Source organism: Phenylobacterium zucineum HLK1 (assembly GCF_000017265.1).
In the GTDB taxonomy this organism is placed as follows: Bacteria; Pseudomonadota; Alphaproteobacteria; order Caulobacterales; family Caulobacteraceae; genus Phenylobacterium; species Phenylobacterium zucineum.
The window spans coordinates 2,114,755-2,132,285 of the sequence record NC_011144.1; the positions used below are offsets into that span (position 1 = coordinate 2,114,755).

General features: G+C 73.5%; 17 protein-coding genes. 8 read left to right on the forward strand and 9 right to left on the reverse strand.

Annotated elements, in window-relative coordinates:
• Genes PHZ_RS10390 through dapA form a run of 3 tightly spaced genes read right to left on the reverse strand, consistent with a single transcriptional unit; the run spans position 1 to position 2,070 of the window.
• Positions 1–729, reverse strand: a complete 729-nt coding sequence (locus PHZ_RS10390) for a GNAT family N-acetyltransferase (RefSeq protein WP_012522441.1) — start codon at positions 727–729, stop codon at positions 1–3.
• Positions 726–1,184 (reverse strand): SsrA-binding protein SmpB, encoded by a 459-nt coding sequence (gene smpB, locus PHZ_RS10395; protein WP_012522442.1) that lies wholly within the window; start codon positions 1,182–1,184, stop codon positions 726–728. The genes PHZ_RS10390 and smpB overlap by 4 nt, the downstream gene beginning before the upstream one ends.
• A 1-nt stretch (position 1,185) precedes the next feature.
• Positions 1,186–2,070, reverse strand: a complete 885-nt coding sequence (gene dapA / locus PHZ_RS10400) for a 4-hydroxy-tetrahydrodipicolinate synthase (protein ID WP_012522443.1) — start codon at positions 2,068–2,070, stop codon at positions 1,186–1,188.
• Between the two features lie 156 nt (positions 2,071–2,226).
• Here dapA and PHZ_RS10405 point away from each other — a divergent pair, with 156 nt between their 5' ends.
• Positions 2,227–4,317 (forward strand): lytic transglycosylase domain-containing protein, encoded by a 2,091-nt coding sequence (locus PHZ_RS10405; protein ID WP_148216838.1) that lies wholly within the window; start codon positions 2,227–2,229, stop codon positions 4,315–4,317.
• Between the two features lie 3 nt (positions 4,318–4,320).
• Here PHZ_RS10405 and PHZ_RS10410 read toward each other — a convergent pair whose 3' ends face one another.
• The 5 genes from PHZ_RS10410 to PHZ_RS10430 are packed head-to-tail and all read right to left on the reverse strand — an operon-like array spanning position 4,321 to position 7,871.
• Complete coding sequence (locus PHZ_RS10410; protein WP_012522445.1) at positions 4,321–4,689, reverse strand: hypothetical protein; 369 nt, start codon at positions 4,687–4,689, stop codon at positions 4,321–4,323.
• Positions 4,686–5,453: an ABC transporter ATP-binding protein gene (locus PHZ_RS10415; RefSeq protein WP_012522446.1), complete on the reverse strand. Its 768-nt coding sequence runs from the start codon at positions 5,451–5,453 to the stop codon at positions 4,686–4,688. Before PHZ_RS10415 ends, PHZ_RS10410 begins: the two co-directional genes overlap by 4 nt.
• Positions 5,450–6,436, reverse strand: a complete 987-nt coding sequence (locus PHZ_RS10420) for a FecCD family ABC transporter permease (RefSeq protein WP_012522447.1) — start codon at positions 6,434–6,436, stop codon at positions 5,450–5,452. The genes PHZ_RS10415 and PHZ_RS10420 overlap by 4 nt, the downstream gene beginning before the upstream one ends.
• On the reverse strand, positions 6,433–7,200 hold the full coding sequence (locus PHZ_RS10425) for an ABC transporter substrate-binding protein (RefSeq protein WP_012522448.1): 768 nt from the start codon (positions 7,198–7,200) through the stop codon (positions 6,433–6,435). Before PHZ_RS10425 ends, PHZ_RS10420 begins: the two co-directional genes overlap by 4 nt.
• A 35-nt stretch (positions 7,201–7,235) precedes the next feature.
• The gene (locus tag PHZ_RS10430; RefSeq protein ID WP_041373422.1) at positions 7,236–7,871 is read right to left on the reverse strand and encodes a TetR/AcrR family transcriptional regulator; all 636 of its coding nucleotides are present in this window, start codon (positions 7,869–7,871) and stop codon (positions 7,236–7,238) included.
• Between the two features lie 171 nt (positions 7,872–8,042).
• Here PHZ_RS10430 and PHZ_RS10435 point away from each other — a divergent pair, with 171 nt between their 5' ends.
• From PHZ_RS10435 to PHZ_RS10445, 3 genes are all read left to right on the forward strand, one after another.
• Positions 8,043–8,954 carry an RsmD family RNA methyltransferase gene (locus PHZ_RS10435; RefSeq protein WP_041373423.1) on the forward strand — a complete coding sequence of 304 codons (912 nt, stop codon included), beginning with the start codon at positions 8,043–8,045 and terminating at the stop codon, positions 8,952–8,954.
• Positions 8,951–9,736, forward strand: a complete 786-nt coding sequence (locus tag PHZ_RS10440) for a TrmH family RNA methyltransferase (RefSeq protein WP_012522451.1) — start codon at positions 8,951–8,953, stop codon at positions 9,734–9,736. The genes PHZ_RS10435 and PHZ_RS10440 overlap by 4 nt, the downstream gene beginning before the upstream one ends.
• 64 nt (positions 9,737–9,800) lie before the next feature.
• A complete protein-coding gene (locus PHZ_RS10445) occupies positions 9,801–10,259 on the forward strand; it encodes a carboxymuconolactone decarboxylase family protein (protein ID WP_012522452.1) in 459 nt (152 codons plus the stop codon).
• Here PHZ_RS10445 and hrpB read toward each other — a convergent pair.
• A complete protein-coding gene (gene hrpB, locus PHZ_RS10450; RefSeq protein WP_012522453.1) occupies positions 10,256–12,688 on the reverse strand; it encodes an ATP-dependent helicase HrpB in 2,433 nt (810 codons plus the stop codon). The genes PHZ_RS10445 and hrpB overlap by 4 nt on opposite strands.
• A 125-nt stretch (positions 12,689–12,813) precedes the next feature.
• Here hrpB and PHZ_RS10455 point away from each other — a divergent pair, with 125 nt between their 5' ends.
• The 4 genes from PHZ_RS10455 to PHZ_RS10470 all read left to right on the forward strand — a co-directional run bounded on the left by PHZ_RS10455 (position 12,814) and on the right by PHZ_RS10470 (position 17,249).
• Entirely contained in the window at positions 12,814–14,361 is a 1,548-nt protein-coding gene (locus PHZ_RS10455; RefSeq protein ID WP_012522454.1) for an amino acid permease, read from the forward strand.
• A 72-nt stretch (positions 14,362–14,433) separates the two neighbouring features.
• Positions 14,434–15,111, forward strand: coding sequence for an MBL fold metallo-hydrolase (locus PHZ_RS10460; RefSeq protein ID WP_012522455.1), 678 nt, complete (start codon positions 14,434–14,436; stop codon positions 15,109–15,111).
• 54 nt (positions 15,112–15,165) lie between these two features.
• Positions 15,166–15,915: a response regulator gene (locus PHZ_RS10465; RefSeq protein WP_012522456.1), complete on the forward strand. Its 750-nt coding sequence runs from the start codon at positions 15,166–15,168 to the stop codon at positions 15,913–15,915.
• A complete protein-coding gene (locus PHZ_RS10470) occupies positions 15,912–17,249 on the forward strand; it encodes an ATP-binding protein (protein WP_012522457.1) in 1,338 nt (445 codons plus the stop codon). Before PHZ_RS10465 ends, PHZ_RS10470 begins: the two co-directional genes overlap by 4 nt.
• Positions 17,250–17,531: the final 282 nt, after the last annotated feature.

Sequence of the window (17,531 nt, forward strand, 5' to 3'; positions counted from 1 at the left end):
CTATTCCCAGTAGCGGTAGCGCCAGACCGGCTCGAACCCGGCTCTGCGGTAGAGGCCCCGGGCGGGATTGGCCTCCTCCACCTGCAGGAACATGCGGCGGACCCCGCGGCCGAGCGCCGCCGCGGCGAAGGCGGCCAGGATCGCGCCGGCGTACCCGCGGCGCCGGCAGGCGGGGAGCGTACGCATGCCGTGCACGCCGGCCCATCCCCGGCCGAAACTGACCGCCCCCACCGCCACGGCGCGGGCGTCCTCCCGCACCGCGCCATAGAGGGCGTCGGGCGAGCGGGACAGCACCGCCACCCTGTGGACGCCGTCGGCGGGATCGAAGCCTTCGCCCAGGAACACCGCGCCCCAGGGCTCGTCGGGCCGGCTCAGCAACTCGGCGCACGGCGCCGCGTGGCCGGCCACGGTCGCCGCATCGGCGCGCTCCACCCAGGTCGGCTTGCCGCCGACGAACCCGCGGGCCTCAAGGGCGGCCCGGACGGGGGCCAGGCCCTCCTCGTCGGCGATGCGGAAGGCGGGCGGCAGACCGCGCGCCTCGTAGGCGGCGACGATGGCGTCCAGGGCGGCGGGCGTCGCGTCGTGGCTCAGGGGAACGGCCGATCTGGCGCGGCCCACGGTCCCGGCGTCCAGGGGGACCAGCCAGCCGTCGACCTCCAGCACCTGCGGCGGGGCGACGGCCTCGACCGTGGCCCGCTCGATGGAGGCGACATCGGCCGGGTCGATCACCCCTTGTCCCGCAGCAGCCGGGCCTTGTCGCGCTGCCAGTCCCGCTCGGCGGCGGTCTCGCGTTTGTCGTGGGTCTTCTTGCCCTTGGCGAGGGAGATCTCGAGCTTCGCCAGCCCCTTGTCGCTCCAGTAGAGCCTGGTGGGCACGATGGTGCGCCCTTCCCGCTGAACGGCGCCGATCAGCCGGTCGATCTCCTTGCGCTTCAGCAGCAGCTTCCGCGGGCGGCGGGGCTCGTGGTTGAAGAACGGACCGGCCTGGGCGTAGGGCGGGATGTCGGCGTTGATCAGCACGATCTCGTCGCCCTCCACCGCCGCATAGCTCTCGGCGATGTTGGCGCGGCCGTTGCGCAGGCTCTTCACCTCCGAGCCGGTCAGCGCGATGCCGGCCTCGAACGTCTGCTCGAGGAAGTAGTCGAACCGCGCCCGACGGTTCTCGGCGATGGTCTTGCCGGCCATCTCAGATCAGGCCCGCGTCCCGCATGGCGGCCAGGACCTCGGCGCGGGCGGCCTCGGAGGCCGGGGTGATCGGCAGGCGGGTCTCCTCCGAGCACAGGCCCAGATGCGAGAGCGCGAACTTGGTCGGCGCGGGCGAGGCGTCGGCGAACAGCGCCTTGTGCAGGCGCACCAGGCGGTCCTGCCATTGGAGGGCGGTCGCCCAGTCGCCGGAAAGGGCGGCGTTGTAGAAGTCGGCGCACTGCTCAGGGGCGACGTTGGCGGTGACCGAGATGCAGCCGTGGCCGCCGTGGGCCATGTAGCCGAGCGCCACCGGGTCGTCGCCCGACAGCATCACCCACTCCTCGCCGCAGTGCAGGCGCTGGAAGCTGGCGCGGACCAGGTCCGAGGTGGCGTCCTTGATCCCCACGACGTTCGGCAGCTTCGAGAGCCGGACGAGGACGTCGTTGGAGATGTCCACGCTGGTGCGGGTGGGCACGTTGTAGACCAGGATCGGCAGCTGCACCGCGTCGTTGATCGCCCTGTAGTGGGCGTAGAGCCCCTCCTGGCTGGGGCGGTTGTAGTAGGGCGTGACCACCAGGGCCGCGTCGGCGCCGACGGTCTTGGCGTGGCGCACCAGCTCGATCGCCTCGGCGGTGGAGTTGGAGCCGGCGCCGGCGACGACCGGCACCCGGCCGCGGGCCGTCTTCACGCACAGCTCGACGACCCGGCGGTGCTCCTCGTGGGTCAGCGTGGCGGACTCGCCGGTGGTGCCGACGGGCACCAGGCCGTGGACGCCGCCCGCGATCTGCCGCTCCACCAGGGCGACGAAGGCGTCCTCGTCCACCTGGCCGTTACGGTACGGCGTGACGAGGGCCGGGAGCACGCCCCGGAACATGGGATCGATCATGATGCGCAAAATGCCGTGAAGATGCCGCTTGTTGGGGCGACGTTCAGATTTGGGCGGACAATATGTTGGCGTGGGCCAAGCCCGCAATGTTGATTCCGTGTCGTTCCAGAGCCGGGGGAGAGGTTGGACTCCAAGACCCGCAAAGCGTTCCTCGCCGTGAGCCTCGTCGCGCTCGCGGCCGCCGTGGCCCGGGCCCAGCCCGCGGACCCCATCGGCGACCTGATCGCCCGCAAGGCCGAGCCTGCGTCCGCGAGAGGACCGGCGAACGCGCCTGCGAACGTTGATGTGGTGCGCCGCACGGTGGCGGGGCCCGTCTCCGCGCAGGACCAGTCGAACCTCGGGGCCGCCCTGAACGCCGCCAAGCGCGGCGACATCGCCGGCGGCCGCGCCGCCGTCGCCGCCATCTCGCATCCGGTCGCCCGCCGGGCCGCCACCTGGGCGTTCGTGGACGCCAACGCCGAATCGCTGAGCTTCGCCGAGGTCGACGCCGCCCGCCGCGACCTCGTGGGCTGGCCCCGCGCCGGCCGCCGCCAGGCCGCCGCCGAGAAGCTGCTGGCCACGTCCGGCAAGTCGCCCCGGGAGGTCGTCGCCTGGTTCGAAGGGCGCGAGCCCACCACGGCTCACGGCGCCCTGGCCCTCGCCCAGGCGCAGGAGATGCTGGGCCAGAGGCAGGCCGCCGCCGAGCTGATCCGCCGCTGGTGGCGGGACAAGAGCTTCGAGGCCGACGTCCAGCAGGCGATCCTGACCCGCTTCGCCGGCGTGCTGACGCCCGAGGACCATGTCCGCCGCGCCGACATCCTGCTGTACGGACCGCAGGGCCCGGCGGCGCGGGCGATGGTCACCCTGCTGCCCGCCGACCAGCAGGGCCCGGCCCTGGCGCGCATCGCCCTGCGCTCGGACGCGGCCAACGCCAACGAGCTCTACGCCGCGCTCCTGCCCGAGCAGCAGGTGCAGCCCGGCGTCGCCTTCGAGCGCGCCGGCTACCTGCGGCGCAAGGGCCTGGACCAGGCGGCGCTGGCGCTGACCGGTTATTTCCCGCGCACCCTCGTCACGAGCGAGCAGGCCGACCGGATCTGGTATGAGCGCCACCGGCTGACGCTCGCGGGGATCAAGGCGGGCGACTGGCGCGCCGCCTACCAGGCCGCGGCCAACTCCGGCCTGACCGAAGGCTCGGACGCCGCCGACGCCGAGTTCTACGCGGGCTGGATCGCGCTCTCGAAGCTGAACGATCCCGCCGCCGCCGCCCGGCACTTCGCCAACCTCGAGAAGATCGGCTCCTCGCCCATAACCGTGGGCCGAGCCTTCTACTGGCAGGGCCGCGCCGCCGAGGCGCGCCGCGACGCCCGCGCCGCCGAGGACTTCTACGCCCAGGGCGCGCGGCACCAGACGACCTTCTACGGCCAGCTGGCCGCCGAGAAGCTGGGCCTGCCGCTCACCCTGCCCTCGGACCCGACGCTGACCGACGCCGACCGCGCGCGGTTCGAGGGCCGCGACGTCGTGCAGGCCGCGCGCCTCTTCGCCGACACCGGCCAGAAGGACCTGTTCCGGGTGTTCGCCCTGCACCTGGACGACGTGGTCCCCACGACCCAGGAAGCGGCGCTGCTCGTGGACATGATCCGCGGCTACGGCGAGCAGGACACCTCGATGCGGGCGGTGCGGGCGGCGGCCCAGCGCGGCCTGATCCTGGCCGACCGCGGCTATCCCTACCGCAGCCCGCCGCAGGTGGCCGGCGGCCCCGAACCGGCGCTGGTGCTGGGCATCACCCGCCAGGAGAGCGGCTTCGACCCGCGGGTGCGCTCGCACGCCGACGCGCGCGGGATGATGCAGCTCCTTCCGGCCACGGCCGCCAGCGTGGCCCGGCGGATTGGGGTGAAGCACTCGACCGAGATGCTCTGGGATCCCGAGCACAACATGCAGCTGGGCTCGGCCTTCCTGGGCCAGCTCGTGGACCGGTTCTCGGGCTCGTACCTGATGGCCGCGGCGGGCTACAACGCCGGCCCCGGCCGGCCGCCCCAGTGGGCCGCCATGTGCGGCGACCCGCGCGCCGGCAGCGTCGATCCCGTGGACTTCATCGAGTGCATCCCGTTCTCCGAGACGCGGAACTATGTGATGCGGGTGCTGGAGAACATGCAGGTCTACCGGGCCAAGCTGAACGGCGGCCAGGCGCCGATCACCCTGTCGGGCGACCTGAAGCGCGGCGGCTACGGCTATCCCGCCATGGGGCCGGTGCAGACGGCGAGTCCGTAGGACCTAGGCGGCGGGCTTCGTCCGCAGCCAGGCGATCGCGAAGAGCACGGCCAGCAGCAGGTCCACCGTGGCGAAGGCCGCCACGGCGCCCGGCGTGCGCCCCTGCATGTAGAGCGGCCAGACCGCGGCGGGGAAGCTGACCTTCTCGATGACTGCCGCGATCATCGCCGGCCGCAGGCGCGCGGGGTCGCGGCCGATGATCAGGAACAGGACCTGGAAGGCGAGCGTCACGCCCGCGAAGCCGTACAGCAGCTCGGGATGGCTGACGGGCCGGCCGGCCTCGCCCATCGCCGCTTCCGCGAAATACATCGGCGCGACCACGACCAGGCCGTAGATCCCAGCCAGGGTGAACACCCAGCGTGCGAACCTCATCGAGGGGCCCCTTCCCGCCTGACCGCCAGCATGGCGCCGTCGGGGGCCAGCTCCAACCGGCCCACCAGGCCGAAGGCGCGGGCCAGCACTTCGGGCGTCAGGGCCTGTCCGGCCGGACCCTCGGCGACGACGCGCCCGGCGGCGAGGACCACGAGGCGGTCGCAGGCGCGGGCCGCCAGCGCCAGGTCGTGCAGGGTGAGGACCACGGCGGCCCCCCGCCCCGCCTCCTCACGGAACAGGTCGAGCGCCAGGAGCTGGGCGTCGGGATCGAGGCCGGCGGCCGGCTCGTCGGCCACCAGCAGGGGCGCCTCGGTCGCCAGCAGCCGCGCCAGCAGCACCCGGGCCCGCTCGCCGCCGGACATCTGCAGCACGCCGCGGTCGGCGAGCCCGCCCAGCCCGACACGCGCCAGGGCCGCCTCGGCCCGGTGGCGGGCCTGCGCGGGCGGGGCCAGCGCTGCGCCGAGGCTGGCCACCCGCCAGGCGCTCATGTTCCAGCCGATGTGCCGGTCCTGCGGCAGGTAGCCGGCCAGGCGCGCACGCTCGGCCTCGGATAGGCGGGCGACCTCGCGGCCGCAGAGGCTGGCGCGGCCGCGCTCCAGCCGCACTAGGCCCAGGGCCGCGCGCAGCAGCGTGGTCTTGCCCGAGCCGTTGGCGCCGACCACCCCCACCACCTCGCCGGCGCGCGCCTCGAGGCCCGCCCCGTCGAGGACGAGGCGGCGGCCGCGGCGGACCGCGGCGTCGTGGAGGGCCAGCGGGAGGTTCATCCGCGCCAGCTCCTGGCCGCGCGCCAGGCGATCAGGGCGAACAGCGGCGCGCCGAACAGGGCCGTGACGACGCCCAGCTTCAGCTCGATGTCGGTGGGAATCAGGCGGGCGGCGAGATCGGCGGCGGCCAGCAGCACCGCCCCCGCCAGCGCCGAGGGCAGCAGCATCCGGCCCGGATCGCCGCCCGCCCCGGCCCGGACGAGGTGCGGCGCGGCCAGGCCCACGAAGCCGACGATGCCGGCCATGGCCACCGAGGCGCCGGTCAGCAGCGAGGCGCCGGCCACCGCGGCGGCGCGCAGGCGGGTCATGGGCAGGCCCGAGAGCGCCGCCGCCTCCTCGCCCAGGGTCAGCATGACGAGGCCGCGGGCGGCGTAGAGGCTCAAGGCCCCGCCCACCGCCAGGGCCGGGATCTGGCGGGCGATGTCTACCCAGTCGCGATTGGCCACCGAGCCCAGCAGCCAGCCGAACACCTCGGCGAGGGTCACCGGCGAGGGCGAGAAGTTGAACACCAGCGAGGTCAGCGCGCCGAGGAAGGCCGAGAGCGCGACGCCGAACAGGATCAGGGTCTCGGGTTCGCGGAAGCGGGCGGCCAGGCCCGTCAGCAGGAGGCCGGTCGCGAGGGCCGCGGCCAGCGCGGCGGCTTCGATGGCGCCCGGGATCGCCGACAGGCCCAGCGAGATGGCGAGCGCCGCCCCGAGCCCCGCCCCGCCCGAGACCCCGAGCACGCCGGGATCGGCCAGGGGATTGCGCAGGAGGCCCTGCATCACCGCGCCCGCCAGCCCCAGGGCCGCCCCAACCACCAGGGCCGCGACGGTCCGCGGCAGGCGGATCTCGAACAGCACCACGTGGGGGCCCGAGGCCGGGTCGCGGAACGCCTGGGCGTACTGGGCGCCGCTGAGCGCCGTCTCGCCCAGCAGCAGGCCGGCGGCGGCGAAGGCAAGGACGCCGGCCGCCAGCGCGAGGTTGAGGACGAGCGGCCTCACCGGGGCGCCTCGGCCGCCAGCAGCGCCACGGCCTCGCCCGCGCCCCAGTCGGGACAGCCAAGGAGGGCGCCGGGCAGGCGGGCGACGGCGCGCTCGCGCGCCACCGTCTGGAGCACCCGATGCCGGCCGATTCCCCAGCTGTCGCCCGAGAGCTGGAACGTGTCGAAAAATCCCAGCACGACGGTCTGGGGCGGCGACAGCGCCAGGCCCTCGAGCGAGATCGTCTGGAAGCCGGGACGGGTCTCGGCGTTGGTCAGCCCCGCCGCCCGCAGGATGGCGTCGACGAGGGTGCCCGGCCCGGCGGTGACGCCGCCCGGCGTCATGTAGAGGACCCGCGCCCCGCCCCAGGCGCCGGCGGCGCGGGCGAGCTGGGCGTTCATGCGGGCGATGGCGGCCTCGCCGGCGGCGTGCCGATCGAGGGCGGCGGCCACGGTGCGCACCGTGCGGCGGATGTCGTCGAAGCCCGTCGCGTCGGGAATCGTGACCACCTGCACGCCGCGCCGCTCCAGCGCCGCGATCAGCCGGGGCTCGCCGCCCCAATAGCGGACCACCACGTCGGGCCGGGCGGCCAGGACGCTCTCCAGGTCGATGCGGCGCCTGGGCAGGCCGGGCGCAAGGGCGCGAAGCCGGGAATCGGCGTCGTCGGCCCGGGTCGAGACGCCGACGATGGCGGCGCGCGGGGCCAGACCCATGACGTACTGGTCGGCGCAGGAATCCAGCGACATCACCCGCGGCGCGGCTTGCCCCTCACCGGGCGACGCCACGGCCAGGGCGAGCGCCGCGCCGGCGGCGGCGAGGCTCAGTCGATGACGAGGCCGTGCAGCAGGCCTTCCAGCGAGACCTGCATCAGCTCCTCGCGCGGGGCCCAGCCGAAGCCCGGGCGGGCGGTCATTAGGGCCACCAGGCCATGGCAGGCCGTCCAGAGCGCCTGGGCCGCCGAATCGGCGCCGCCGGTGCGCAAGCGCCCGCTGGCGGCGATCTCGCGCACCACGCCGGAGAAGATCTCGTAGCATTGTCGGCTCAGGTCCGCCGTCCCTTCCGGCCACGGCTGGGCCGATACCGGACGGGGCGTGCTGTAGACAAGCTGATAGGCGTTGGGATGCTCGAAGCCCCAGCGCATGTAGGCGTCCAGCATCATCCGCACGCGGACCACCGGATCCAGCGGCTTGGCGGCGATGTCCCGGTTGTTCTGCAGCAGCTCGCGAAGGGTGCGCTCGCAGATCTCGAGCAGGATCGCGCCCTTGTCCGGGAAGTGCATGTAGAGGGCGGTGGAGGAAACCCCCACCTCGTCGGCGATCTTGCGGATCGTCGCGCCCTCGTAGCCCTCGGCCACGAAGATGCGTTCGGCGGCCTCCAGGATCTCGGCCCGGCGAAGGTGCCCGTCCCCCTTGGCCTTGCGCGCCGATCGGCGCGTGGTGGTCCCCACAGCAGTCACGGTTACTCTAGTTCCCCAAGCTCCCCTTGGAGAACACCGGACCCCAAATCGACACCGGTGGCAAGCCTACGTTGCGGCAGGCGCCCCGCAACTCGCCAGACGGGCGCCCGGCTGACGGTGGGCCGGCCGGTGGGCTGGACGCGCGCGGCGGCTTGCGCTTCAAGGCGGGCCATGAGCCGCCCGACTGTCGCCGACGCGCCCGGCGTGATGCGCACCGAAGGCTGGGCGGACTACGCCCTGCTGGACTCCGGCGGCGGCCGCAAGCTGGAGCGCTACGGCCCCTACACCGTCGTGCGGCCCGAGCCGCAGTGCCTGTGGACGCCCCGCAAGCCCGAGCTGTGGGACCAGGCCGACGCGGTCTTCGATCCCACCGACGAGGAGGACGCCGGCCGCTGGCGGTTCAGCGGGCAGCCGAAAGAGGCCTGGCCGCTGGCCTGGCGCGAGGTGAGGTTCCTGGGCCGGTTCACCGCCTTCCGGCACCTGGCCTTCTTTCCCGAGCAGGCGGCGAACTGGGCGTTCCTGGACGAGCGGGTGCGCGCCCACGCCGGATCGGCCGGATCGGACGGACCGCCGAGGGTCCTGAACCTGTTCGGCTACACCGGCGTCGCCAGCCTGGTGATGGCCGCCGCGGGCGCGGCGGTGACCCACGTGGACGCCTCCAAGAAGGCGGTCGCCTGGGCGCGCGAGAACGCCGAGGCCTCCAAGCTGTCGGACCGGCCGATCCGCTGGATCGTCGAGGACGCCCGCCGCTACGTGCAGCGCGAGGTGCGGCGCGGTTCGAAGTACGACGGCATCATCCTGGACCCGCCCAAGTACGGCCGCGGACCCGACGGCCAGGTGTGGCGGCTGTTCGAGGACCTGCCTGAACTTGCCGGGCTATGCGCTGAACTTCTTTCGGAAAACGCCTCGTTCCTGATCCTCAACGCCTATGCCGAGCGGATCTCGGGCGCGGCGCTGTCGGGCCTGCTGGCTGAGAAGCTCGCGGGCCGCGGCGGGCGGATCGACTGGGGCGAGCTGGCGCTGGTGGAGGACGGCGGGGATCGGCAGGTCGGCATGAGCTTCTACGGGCGCTGGTCGCGATGAGGGCCGTCACCTCGCTGACCAACCCCACGGTCAAGGCGGTCCGCGCTCTTCACCTGCGCAAGGACCGCGACGAGACCGGCCTGTTCCTGGCCGAGGGCCTGAAGCACGTCACCGAGGGCGTCGAGCTGGGCCACGCGCCGCGCATCCTGATGTACGGCCCGGAGGCGGCCAGCCATCCGCTGCTGCGCAAGGCGGCGGACGCGACGCGGCGGGCCGGCGGCGAGGTCATCGAGGTGACCCAGGAGATCCTGGCCAAGGTGTCCCGGCGCGACAATCCGCAAGCGGTGGTCGGCGTGTTCCCGCAGGTCTACCGGCCGCTGTCCGAGATCGACCCGAAGGCCGCCGACTGCTGGGTGGCGCTGCACCGAGTGCGCGATCCGGGCAACCTGGGGACCATCGTGCGCACCGCGGACGCGGCGGGCTGCGGCGGGGTGATCCTGGTGGGCGAGTGCTGCGATCCCTATTCGGTCGAGGCGGTGCGCGCGACGATGGGCTCGGTGTTCGCCGTGCCGCTCAGCCGCTGCGGCGAGGCCGAGTTCGCGGCCTGGCGGAAGGGCTGGCCGGGCTCGGTGGTGGGCACCCTGCTGAGCGCCACGCACAGCCACGCGAGCGCCGACTACCGCAAGCCCGCCCTGATCTTGATGGGCAACGAGCAGCAGGGGCTGACGCCGGAGATGGCCGCCCTGCCCGACCTGAACGTGAAGATTCCCATGCGCGGCCGGGCCGACAGCCTGAACCTGTCGGTGGCGACGGGGATCATGATCTACGCTGCGACCAGCTGAGGCGTGTCACAAGGGCGGGGGACCGCACGTCCTTGCGACGTATCGAGAGAAGGACCCCTCCCCCATGACCACCCGCCTGAACTATGTCGCCGTCGCCCCGACGGCCCTGGACGCCATGATGGGCCTGGAGACCGCCGTCCGCGAGAGCGGCCTCGAACATTCCCTGGGCGAGCTGGTGAAGACCCGCGCGTCGCAGATGAACGGCTGCGCCTTCTGCCTGCACATGCACACCCAGGACGCCCGCAAGGCCGGCGAGAGCGAGGCGAGGCTCCACCTGCTGGCCGCCTGGCGCGAGAGCAGCCTCTACACGCCGCGCGAGCGGGCGGCGCTGGCCTGGACCGAGGCCCTGACCCGGGTCGGCGACACCGGCGCCCCCGACGCCGACTACGAGGCCCTGGAGCCGCACTTCAGCGAGACCGAGATCGTCTGGCTGACGATGCTGATCGTGACGATCAACGGCTGGAACCGGCTGGCGGTGGGCTTCCGCAGCCAGCACCCGCGCGCCTGGAAGGCGGCCGCCTAGGTCCCCCGCGGCTTCGCCCGAGCGGTCGGCGCGGCCTGCGCCGGGTCCTCGGGCCACGCGTGCTTGGGATAGCGGCCGCGCATGTCGGCCCGCACGTCCCTCCACGAGCCCTTCCAGAAGCCGGGCAGGTCCTGGGTGGTCTGGATCGGCCGGTGGGCGGGCGAGAGCAGGCTGAGGGTCAGCGGGACGCCGCCCACCGCCGGGTGCTCCGACAGCCCGAAGACCTCCTGCACCCGCACGTCCACCCGGGGGCCGGCCTCGGCGGCGTAGTCGATGGAAAAGCTGTTGCCGGTGGGGGCGGTCCAGCGGGCGGGCGCCTCGGCGTCGAGCCGGCGCTGCAGCTCCCAGGGGACCAGCGTGCGCAGCGCCCCGTCCAGCACGTCCGGCTTCAGCGCCGCGAGCGAGCGCAGGCCGTGCAGCAGCGGCGCCAGCCAATCGTCCAGCCGCTGGGCCAGGGCCGCATCGGACAGGTCCGGCCAGGCAGGATCGCGGGCGCGCAGGAAGGCGATCCGCTCGCGCAGGCTCTCGGCCGCCGGGCCCCACGGCAGGATGCGCACGCCCTCGCGCCGAACCCGGTCGGCCAGGGCGCGGGCGACGAGCGCCGGGTCGGGATTGTCGTCGATCTCCTCGCGCACCGTCAGGCGGCCGAGGCGGGTGAGCCGCTTGGCCCGCAGGCGCCCGCCGGCGCTCTCCTCCAGGCGCGCTTCGACCTCGAACTGACCGGTGAACGCGGCGAGGTCGGCCTCGTCCAGCGGCGCGGCGAGCAGGATGCGGTCGCGCCGGTCGCCGCCGCCCAGCTCCCCGACGGCCAGCCACCTCTCCCGCGCCAGCGCGTCGGTGGGCTCGACGAAGGCGCCGCGGCCGGTGACGAGCTGGAACTCGCCCTGCCCGCCCCGCGCCTTGGCGATCCGCTCGGGATAGGCGAAGGCCAGCAGCAGGCCGTCGGGCAGCGGCTCGCCCGAACGGCCCTTCGGCGCCAGCGCGGCCCAGCGGTCGGCGAGCGCGCGGGCGTCGCGGGCCCGGGGGCTGCGGTCGCGCTCCAGCTGCTCCAGCCGGTGGCGCAGGTCGGCGTCGCGGCCGCCGAGGCCCCGCTCGGTGAGGAGAGCGGCGATGCGGGCGGCGCGGGCCGCCTGTCCGGTTTCGCCGGCCTTGAGGACCATGTGCGCCAGCCGCGGCGCCAGGGGGACGTCGGCCAGGGCCCGGCCGTGGGGCGTCAGCACCCCGGCCTCGTCCAGCGCCTCCAGCCGGCGCAGCAGCGCGCGGGCCTCGGCGAAGGCCGCGGCGGGCGGCGGGTCGAGGAAGGCCAAGTCCGCCGGGTCCTTCGCGCCCCAGCGGGCGAGGTCCAGCGCCAGGCCGGAGAGGTCGGCGTCGAGGATCTCCGGGTCGCCGTAGGCCGGCAGCGCCCGGGTCTCGGCCTCGTCCCACAGGCGGTAGCAGACGCCCGGCTCGGTCCGGCCGGCGCGGCCCCGCCGCTGGTCGGCCGCGGCGCGGGAGACGCGCACGGTGGCCAGGCGGGTCAGGCCGCTGGCCGGATCGTAGCGCGGCACGCGGGCCAGGCCGCAGTCGATCACCACGCGCACGCCCTGGATGGTCAGGCTGGTCTCGGCGATGGAGGTGGCGAGCACGACCTTGCGGCGGCCGGCGGGCGCCGGCTCGATGGCGCGGTCCTGGTCCTTGGGATCCAGGGCGCCGTAGAGGGGCGCCACGTCCACGTCGGCGCGCCGGACGCGCTCGGCCAGGCGCTCGGCGGTGCGCAGGATCTCGCCCTGGCCCGGCAGAAAGACCAGGAGGCTGCCGGTCTCCTCCGCCAGGGCGCGCTCGACGGCGCGGACGACTCGGTCCTCCAGCCGCTGGGTCTCGTCGCGGCCGAGGTAGCGGGTGTCCACCGGGAACATGCGGCCCTGGCTCTCGACCACCGGCGCCTCGTCCAGCAGCCGCGCGACGGCCGCGCCGTCGAGGGTGGCGGACATGACGAGGATGCGCAGATCCTCGCGCAGCAGCTTCTGGGCGTCGCGGGCGAGCGCCAGACCGAGGTCGGCGTCGAGGCTGCGCTCGTGGAACTCGTCGAAGATCACGCAGACCACCCCGGCGAGCTCGGGGTCCGAGAGAATCATCCGCGTGAAGACGCCTTCGGTGACCACCTCGATGCGGGTGCGGGCCGAGACCTTCGACTGCATCCGCACCCGGAAGCCGACCGTCCCGCCGACGGGCTCGCCCAGGGTCTGGGCCATCCGGTGCGCGGCGGCTCGGGCGGCGAGCCGGCGGGGCTCGAGCATCACGATCCGGCCCTCGCCGACCCACGCCTCCCCGAGGAGCTCCAGGGGCACGACCGTGGTCTTGCCCGCCCCCGGCGGGGCGACCAGCACGGCGGCGTTGCGCGCGGCGAGCTGCGCCTTCAACGCAGGCAGGGCGTCGTGGACGGGAAGCATCGGCGCGGCTCTAGCGAATGCCTCGCCCGACCGCCAGCGTTGCCGCTTGACCCGGGGGCGCCAAGCACGCAACGGTCCGCCAAACTTTTTCAACGGCGGCCGGGGGGCCGCTGCTCGGAGGGAATATGTGGCGTGTTAAGCCGCTCGACGCGATCCTGGCGACCGCGGAAAAGAAGTCACTGCAAAGGTCGCTCGGCGCATTCCAGCTCACCATGCTGGGCATCGGCGCCGTCATCGGCACCGGCATCTTCGTCCTGACCGCCGAAGCCGCCCAGAAGGCGGGCCCCGGCATGATGCTGTCGTTCGTCATCGCCGGCGTGGTCTGCGCGGTGGCTGCGCTCTGCTACGCCGAAATGGCCTCGATGGTGCCGGTCTCCGGCTCGGCCTACACCTACAGCTACGCCGTGATGGGCGAACTGGTCGCGTGGATGGTCGGCTGGGCGCTGATCCTGGAGTACGCCGTGGCGGCGGGCGCGGTTTCGGTGGGCTGGTCCGGCTATGTGGTCGGACTGATCGAGGCGAGCTTCGGCCTCGAGATCCCCGACGCCCTGACGCTCGGGCCGTTCGACGGCGGGATGATCAACCTGCCGGCGATGGCCATCGCCGGCCTGGTCACCTGGCTGCTGGTGATCGGCACGCGCGAGAGCGCCACGGTCAACGCGATCCTGGTGGCCATCAAGGTGGCGGCCCTGACGCTGTTCATCGTCCTGGCGGTGCCGGTGATGAACATGGAGCAGTTCACTCCGTTCGCGCCCCTGGGCTTCGGCGGCATCGCGGCGGCGGCGGCGTCGATCTTCTTCGCCTACGTCGGGTTCGACGCCGTCTCGACGGCGGCCGAGGAAACCAAGAACCCGCAGCGGAACATGCCCATCGGCCTGATCGGCTCGCTGGCGATCTGCACCATCTTCTACCTGCTGGTGGCCGCCGGGGTGATCGGCACCGTCGGCGCCCAGCCGGTGTTCAGCCCGACCGGCGAAGCCCTCCACCCGGGTAGCCGCGAGCTCGCCGCGGCCTGCTCGGCCATCGGCGACGGGGCCGTGGTCTGCTCGAAGGAAGCCCTGGCCTGGACCCTGCGCCAGGTGGGTTGGCCGCAGATCGGCAACCTGATCGGGCTGGCGGCGGGCCTCGCCCTGCCGTCGGTCATCCTGATGATGATGTTCGGCCAGACCCGCATCTTCTTCGTGATGAGCCGCGACGGCCTGCTGCCCGCCGCGTTCTCGAAGATCCACCCGAAGTACAACACGCCCTACGTGATCACGGTCCTGACCGGCATCGCGGTGGCGCTGTTCGCGGCGTTCTTCCCGGTGGGCCAGCTGGCCAACATCTCGAACTCGGGCACGCTGTTCGCCTTCGCCGCGGTCTCCATCGCGGTCATGGTGATCCGCAAGACCGACCCGACTCGCCACCGGCCGTTCCGCACGCCGCTCGTCTTCCTCACCGCTCCGATCGCGGTGGCGGGCTGCCTGTTCCTGTTCGTCAGCCTGGACACGAAGAGCATCGTCCTCTTCTGCATCTGGGCGACGGTGGGCCTGGCGGTCTACTTCGGCTACAGCCGCTCCCGCAGCCACGTGGGCCGGGGCCTCGTCGAGACGCACGAGCTCGACACCGACGCCCCGCCCGGAGCCGTGCCGCCCATGCCGGGCGCGCCGGTCCCCGGCCAGCCCGACCGCTAGGCGGCCAAGGAAGGCCCGGGGTTCGCCCCGGGCCTTTTCTTTAGGGGCGCGAGCCCCGATCATAGGAGCGACATGAACGCTCCGCAGCCGACCCTTCCGATCCGCGCCGTCATCGCGCCGGTCACCCCGCTCCAGCAGAACTGCACCATCGTCTGGTGCGTGAAGACGATGAAGGCCGCCGTCATCGATCCCGGCGGCGAGGTCCCGCGCCTGCTGCAGGCGCTGAAGGACCAGGGCCTGACGCTGGAGAAGATCTGGATCACCCACGGCCACCTGGACCACGCCGGCGGCACGGCGGCCCTGAAGGAGGCCACCGGCGCGCCCATCGAAGGCCCCCACCCCGACGACGCCTTCTGGATCGAGGACATCGAGAGCTCGGGCGCCCGCTGGGGCATGCCCGACGCGCGCAGCTTCATCCCGGACCGCTGGCTGCAGGACGGCGATGTCGTCACCCTGGGCGAGACCGAGTTCGAGGTGATCCACTGCCCCGGCCACACGCCCGGCCACGTGGTCTTCTTCCACCGCCAGGCGCGGTTCGCGCAGGTGGGCGACGTGCTGTTCCAGGGCTCGATCGGCCGCACCGACTTCCCGCGCGGGAACCACGCCGACCTGATCGCCTCGATCACGAAGAAGCTGTGGCCGCTGGGCGAGGACGTGCGCTTCGTGCCCGGCCACGGGCCGATGTCGACCTTCGGCCAGGAGCGCCGCAGCAACCCCTTCGTCGCGGACGCGGTCCTGGCCGACGAGTAAGCGGCGTGACACGCGCGTTTCATCCGAGACATTCGAGCGTTACGGCGCCCGCCCATGCTGGGCGCCATGGAGCTTGCAGCTGACATGGCCGGCGCCGGGGCCCGCATCCTGATGGTCGACGACGACCCCGGCATCCGGGACGTGGTCTCCGACTTCCTGGGCCGCCACGGCTACAAGGTGGAGACCGCCGCCGACGCGCCCGAGATGGAGCGCGTGCTGGAGCGCGGCCCGGTGGACCTGATCGTCCTCGACGTGATGCTGCCCGGCGAGGACGGCCTGGCGATCTGCCGCCGGCTGACCACGGCCGACAACGCCCCGCCGATCATCATGCTGTCGGCCATGGGCGAGGACACCGACCGTATCGTCGGCCTGGAGCTGGGCGCCGACGACTACCTGGCCAAGCCGTGCAACCCGCGCGAGCTGCTGGCGCGCGTCCGGGCCGTGCTGCGCCGGGCCGAGCAGCGGACGAACGGCGGCGCGCTGGGCGCCGGCTGCGAGTTCGCCGGCTGGCGGCTGGACCTCGTGCGGCGCGAGCTGCGCTCGCCGCAGGGCGTGGTGGTGAACCTGTCCTCGGGCGAGTTCAGCCTGCTGCGCGCCTTCGTCGAGCGGCCGCAGCGCGTGCTGACCCGCGACCAGCTGCTGGAGTTCGCCCGCGGCCCCGACAGCGACGCATTCGACCGGGCCATCGACGTCCAGATCAGCCGGCTGCGGCGCAAGCTGGACGACGGCGGCGGGGGCCACGACCTGATCCGCACCATCCGCAACGAAGGCTACATGTTCACCGCCAAGGTGAAGCGGACATGAGTCCGGCGGGCCGGCCGACGGCCTCGTTCTTCGTCCAGCTCCTGACCCTGACCGGCCTGACGCTGGTGGCCGCCTGGGCGATCAGCATCCTGCTGCTGTTCAGCCTGCCGCCGCCGATCCCGGACTTCTACCGCCTGAGCGAGATCCAGCGGACCTTCGCGGGCTCTCCGCCGACCTTCACCGAGCGTCGCCCGCTGGTGCTGCGCCAGGCCTCCCGGCCTCCGGGGCCCGAGCTGGAGGGCCGCACCATGCCGGTCATCCGCGGCAAGCTAGCCGAGGAGCTCGGGGTGGCGCCCGAGGCCATCGTCATCGCCGGCGAACGGGGCCCCCTCTCCGACCGCCGGATCGGCCGCGTCCTGCGCGACCGCGCCGCGCGCGAGGGCATCCGGGAGGAACACTTCCTGATCGCCCCGTTCCAGGTCGGCGTGCGGCAGGCGGACGGGAGCTGGAAGGTCGTGCAGACCCAGAACCGGCTGGGCCTGTCGGACTGGCAGCAGCGCCTCGTCCTGTGGTTCGTGCTTTCGGCCCTGGCCATGGCGCCGGTGGCCTGGATCTTCGCGCGCCGCCTCTCGGCGCCGATCAAGCTGTTCGCCAGCGCCGCCGAGCGGCTCGGCCGGGATCCGAAGGCCGCGCCGCTGACCCTGAAGGGCCCCACCGAGATCGAGGTGGCCGCCCGCGCCTTCAACGAGATGCAGCAGCGCCTGCGCCGCTACGTCGAGGATCGCACGGCCATGGTGGCGGCCATCGCCCACGACCTGCGCACGCCCCTCACCCGCCTGCGGTTCCGCATCGAGGCCCTGCCCGAGGAGCAGCGGGCCAAGTTCTCCTCCGACCTCGACCAGATGGAGGAGATGATCACCGCCACGCTGGCCTTCGTGCGCGACACCAGCCGCACCGGCGAGCGCACGCCCCTGGAGCTGTCGTCCCTGCTGGAGAGCCTCTGCGACGAGATGGCGGAAACCGGCGCCCGGACCGAGGCCGAGCGGGGCGAGAAGGTGGTGCTGGAGGGCGATCCCATGGCGCTGCGCCGCCTGTTCGCCAACCTGCTGGAGAACGCAGTGAAGTTCGGCGGCGGCGCCCGCGCGCGGGTGTTCCGCGAGGAGAGCCATGCGGTCGTCGAGATCGACGACGAGGGCCCCGGCATCCCGCCGTCTGAGGCCGAGCGGGTGTTCGAGCCCTTCTACCGCCGCGAGCCGTCCCGTAGCCGCCAGACGGGGGGTATCGGCCTGGGCCTGGCCGTGGTGCGCTCGATCGCCCGCAGCCACGGCGGCGACGTCACGCTCGCCAACCGCAGCGGGGGCGGCCTGCGGGCCAGGGTGCTGCTGCCGCTCTGAACCGCATTTGCGGCGGGCGGATCGGACGGCCGGCCCCGCCCCTGAACGCCATCTGGGCCCTCAGGCGCGATTAAGCGTCGCACCACGCAACCTCTGCCGGTCCTCGTTGGTTAGCCAGACCGCTAACCCTGCGAGGCGCCGATGTCCGAGCCGGACCCCAGACCAGAACAAGATCCCCCGGAGACCGGGCCCGCGGACGATCCGCGCCCCGATCATCCCGAACGGCCGTCCCGCGGCGAGCGGCCGGTCGGAGGCGCCTCGCTCGACCTCCCCCTCTCATCG

What these genes read in the sequence shown, in the direction of transcription:
- smpB (WP_012522442.1), bottom strand. Translation starts at nt 1,184, where the DNA reads ATGGCCGGCAAGACCATCGCCGAGAACCGTCGGGCGCGGTTCGACTAC.
- dapA (WP_012522443.1), bottom strand. Translation starts at nt 2,070, where the DNA reads ATGATCGATCCCATGTTCCGGGGCGTGCTCCCGGCCCTCGTCACGCCG.
- PHZ_RS10410 (WP_012522445.1), bottom strand. Translation starts at nt 4,689, where the DNA reads ATGAGGTTCGCACGCTGGGTGTTCACCCTGGCTGGGATCTACGGCCTG.
- PHZ_RS10415 (WP_012522446.1), bottom strand. Translation starts at nt 5,453, where the DNA reads ATGAACCTCCCGCTGGCCCTCCACGACGCCGCGGTCCGCCGCGGCCGC.
- PHZ_RS10435 (WP_041373423.1), top strand. Translation starts at nt 8,043, where the DNA reads ATGAGCCGCCCGACTGTCGCCGACGCGCCCGGCGTGATGCGCACCGAA.
- PHZ_RS10440 (WP_012522451.1), top strand. Translation starts at nt 8,951, where the DNA reads ATGAGGGCCGTCACCTCGCTGACCAACCCCACGGTCAAGGCGGTCCGC.
- PHZ_RS10445 (WP_012522452.1), top strand. Translation starts at nt 9,801, where the DNA reads ATGACCACCCGCCTGAACTATGTCGCCGTCGCCCCGACGGCCCTGGAC.
- hrpB (WP_012522453.1), bottom strand. Translation starts at nt 12,688, where the DNA reads ATGCTTCCCGTCCACGACGCCCTGCCTGCGTTGAAGGCGCAGCTCGCC.
- PHZ_RS10455 (WP_012522454.1), top strand. Translation starts at nt 12,814, where the DNA reads ATGTGGCGTGTTAAGCCGCTCGACGCGATCCTGGCGACCGCGGAAAAG.
- PHZ_RS10460 (WP_012522455.1), top strand. Translation starts at nt 14,434, where the DNA reads ATGAACGCTCCGCAGCCGACCCTTCCGATCCGCGCCGTCATCGCGCCG.
- PHZ_RS10465 (WP_012522456.1), top strand. Translation starts at nt 15,166, where the DNA reads ATGCTGGGCGCCATGGAGCTTGCAGCTGACATGGCCGGCGCCGGGGCC.
- PHZ_RS10470 (WP_012522457.1), top strand. Translation starts at nt 15,912, where the DNA reads ATGAGTCCGGCGGGCCGGCCGACGGCCTCGTTCTTCGTCCAGCTCCTG.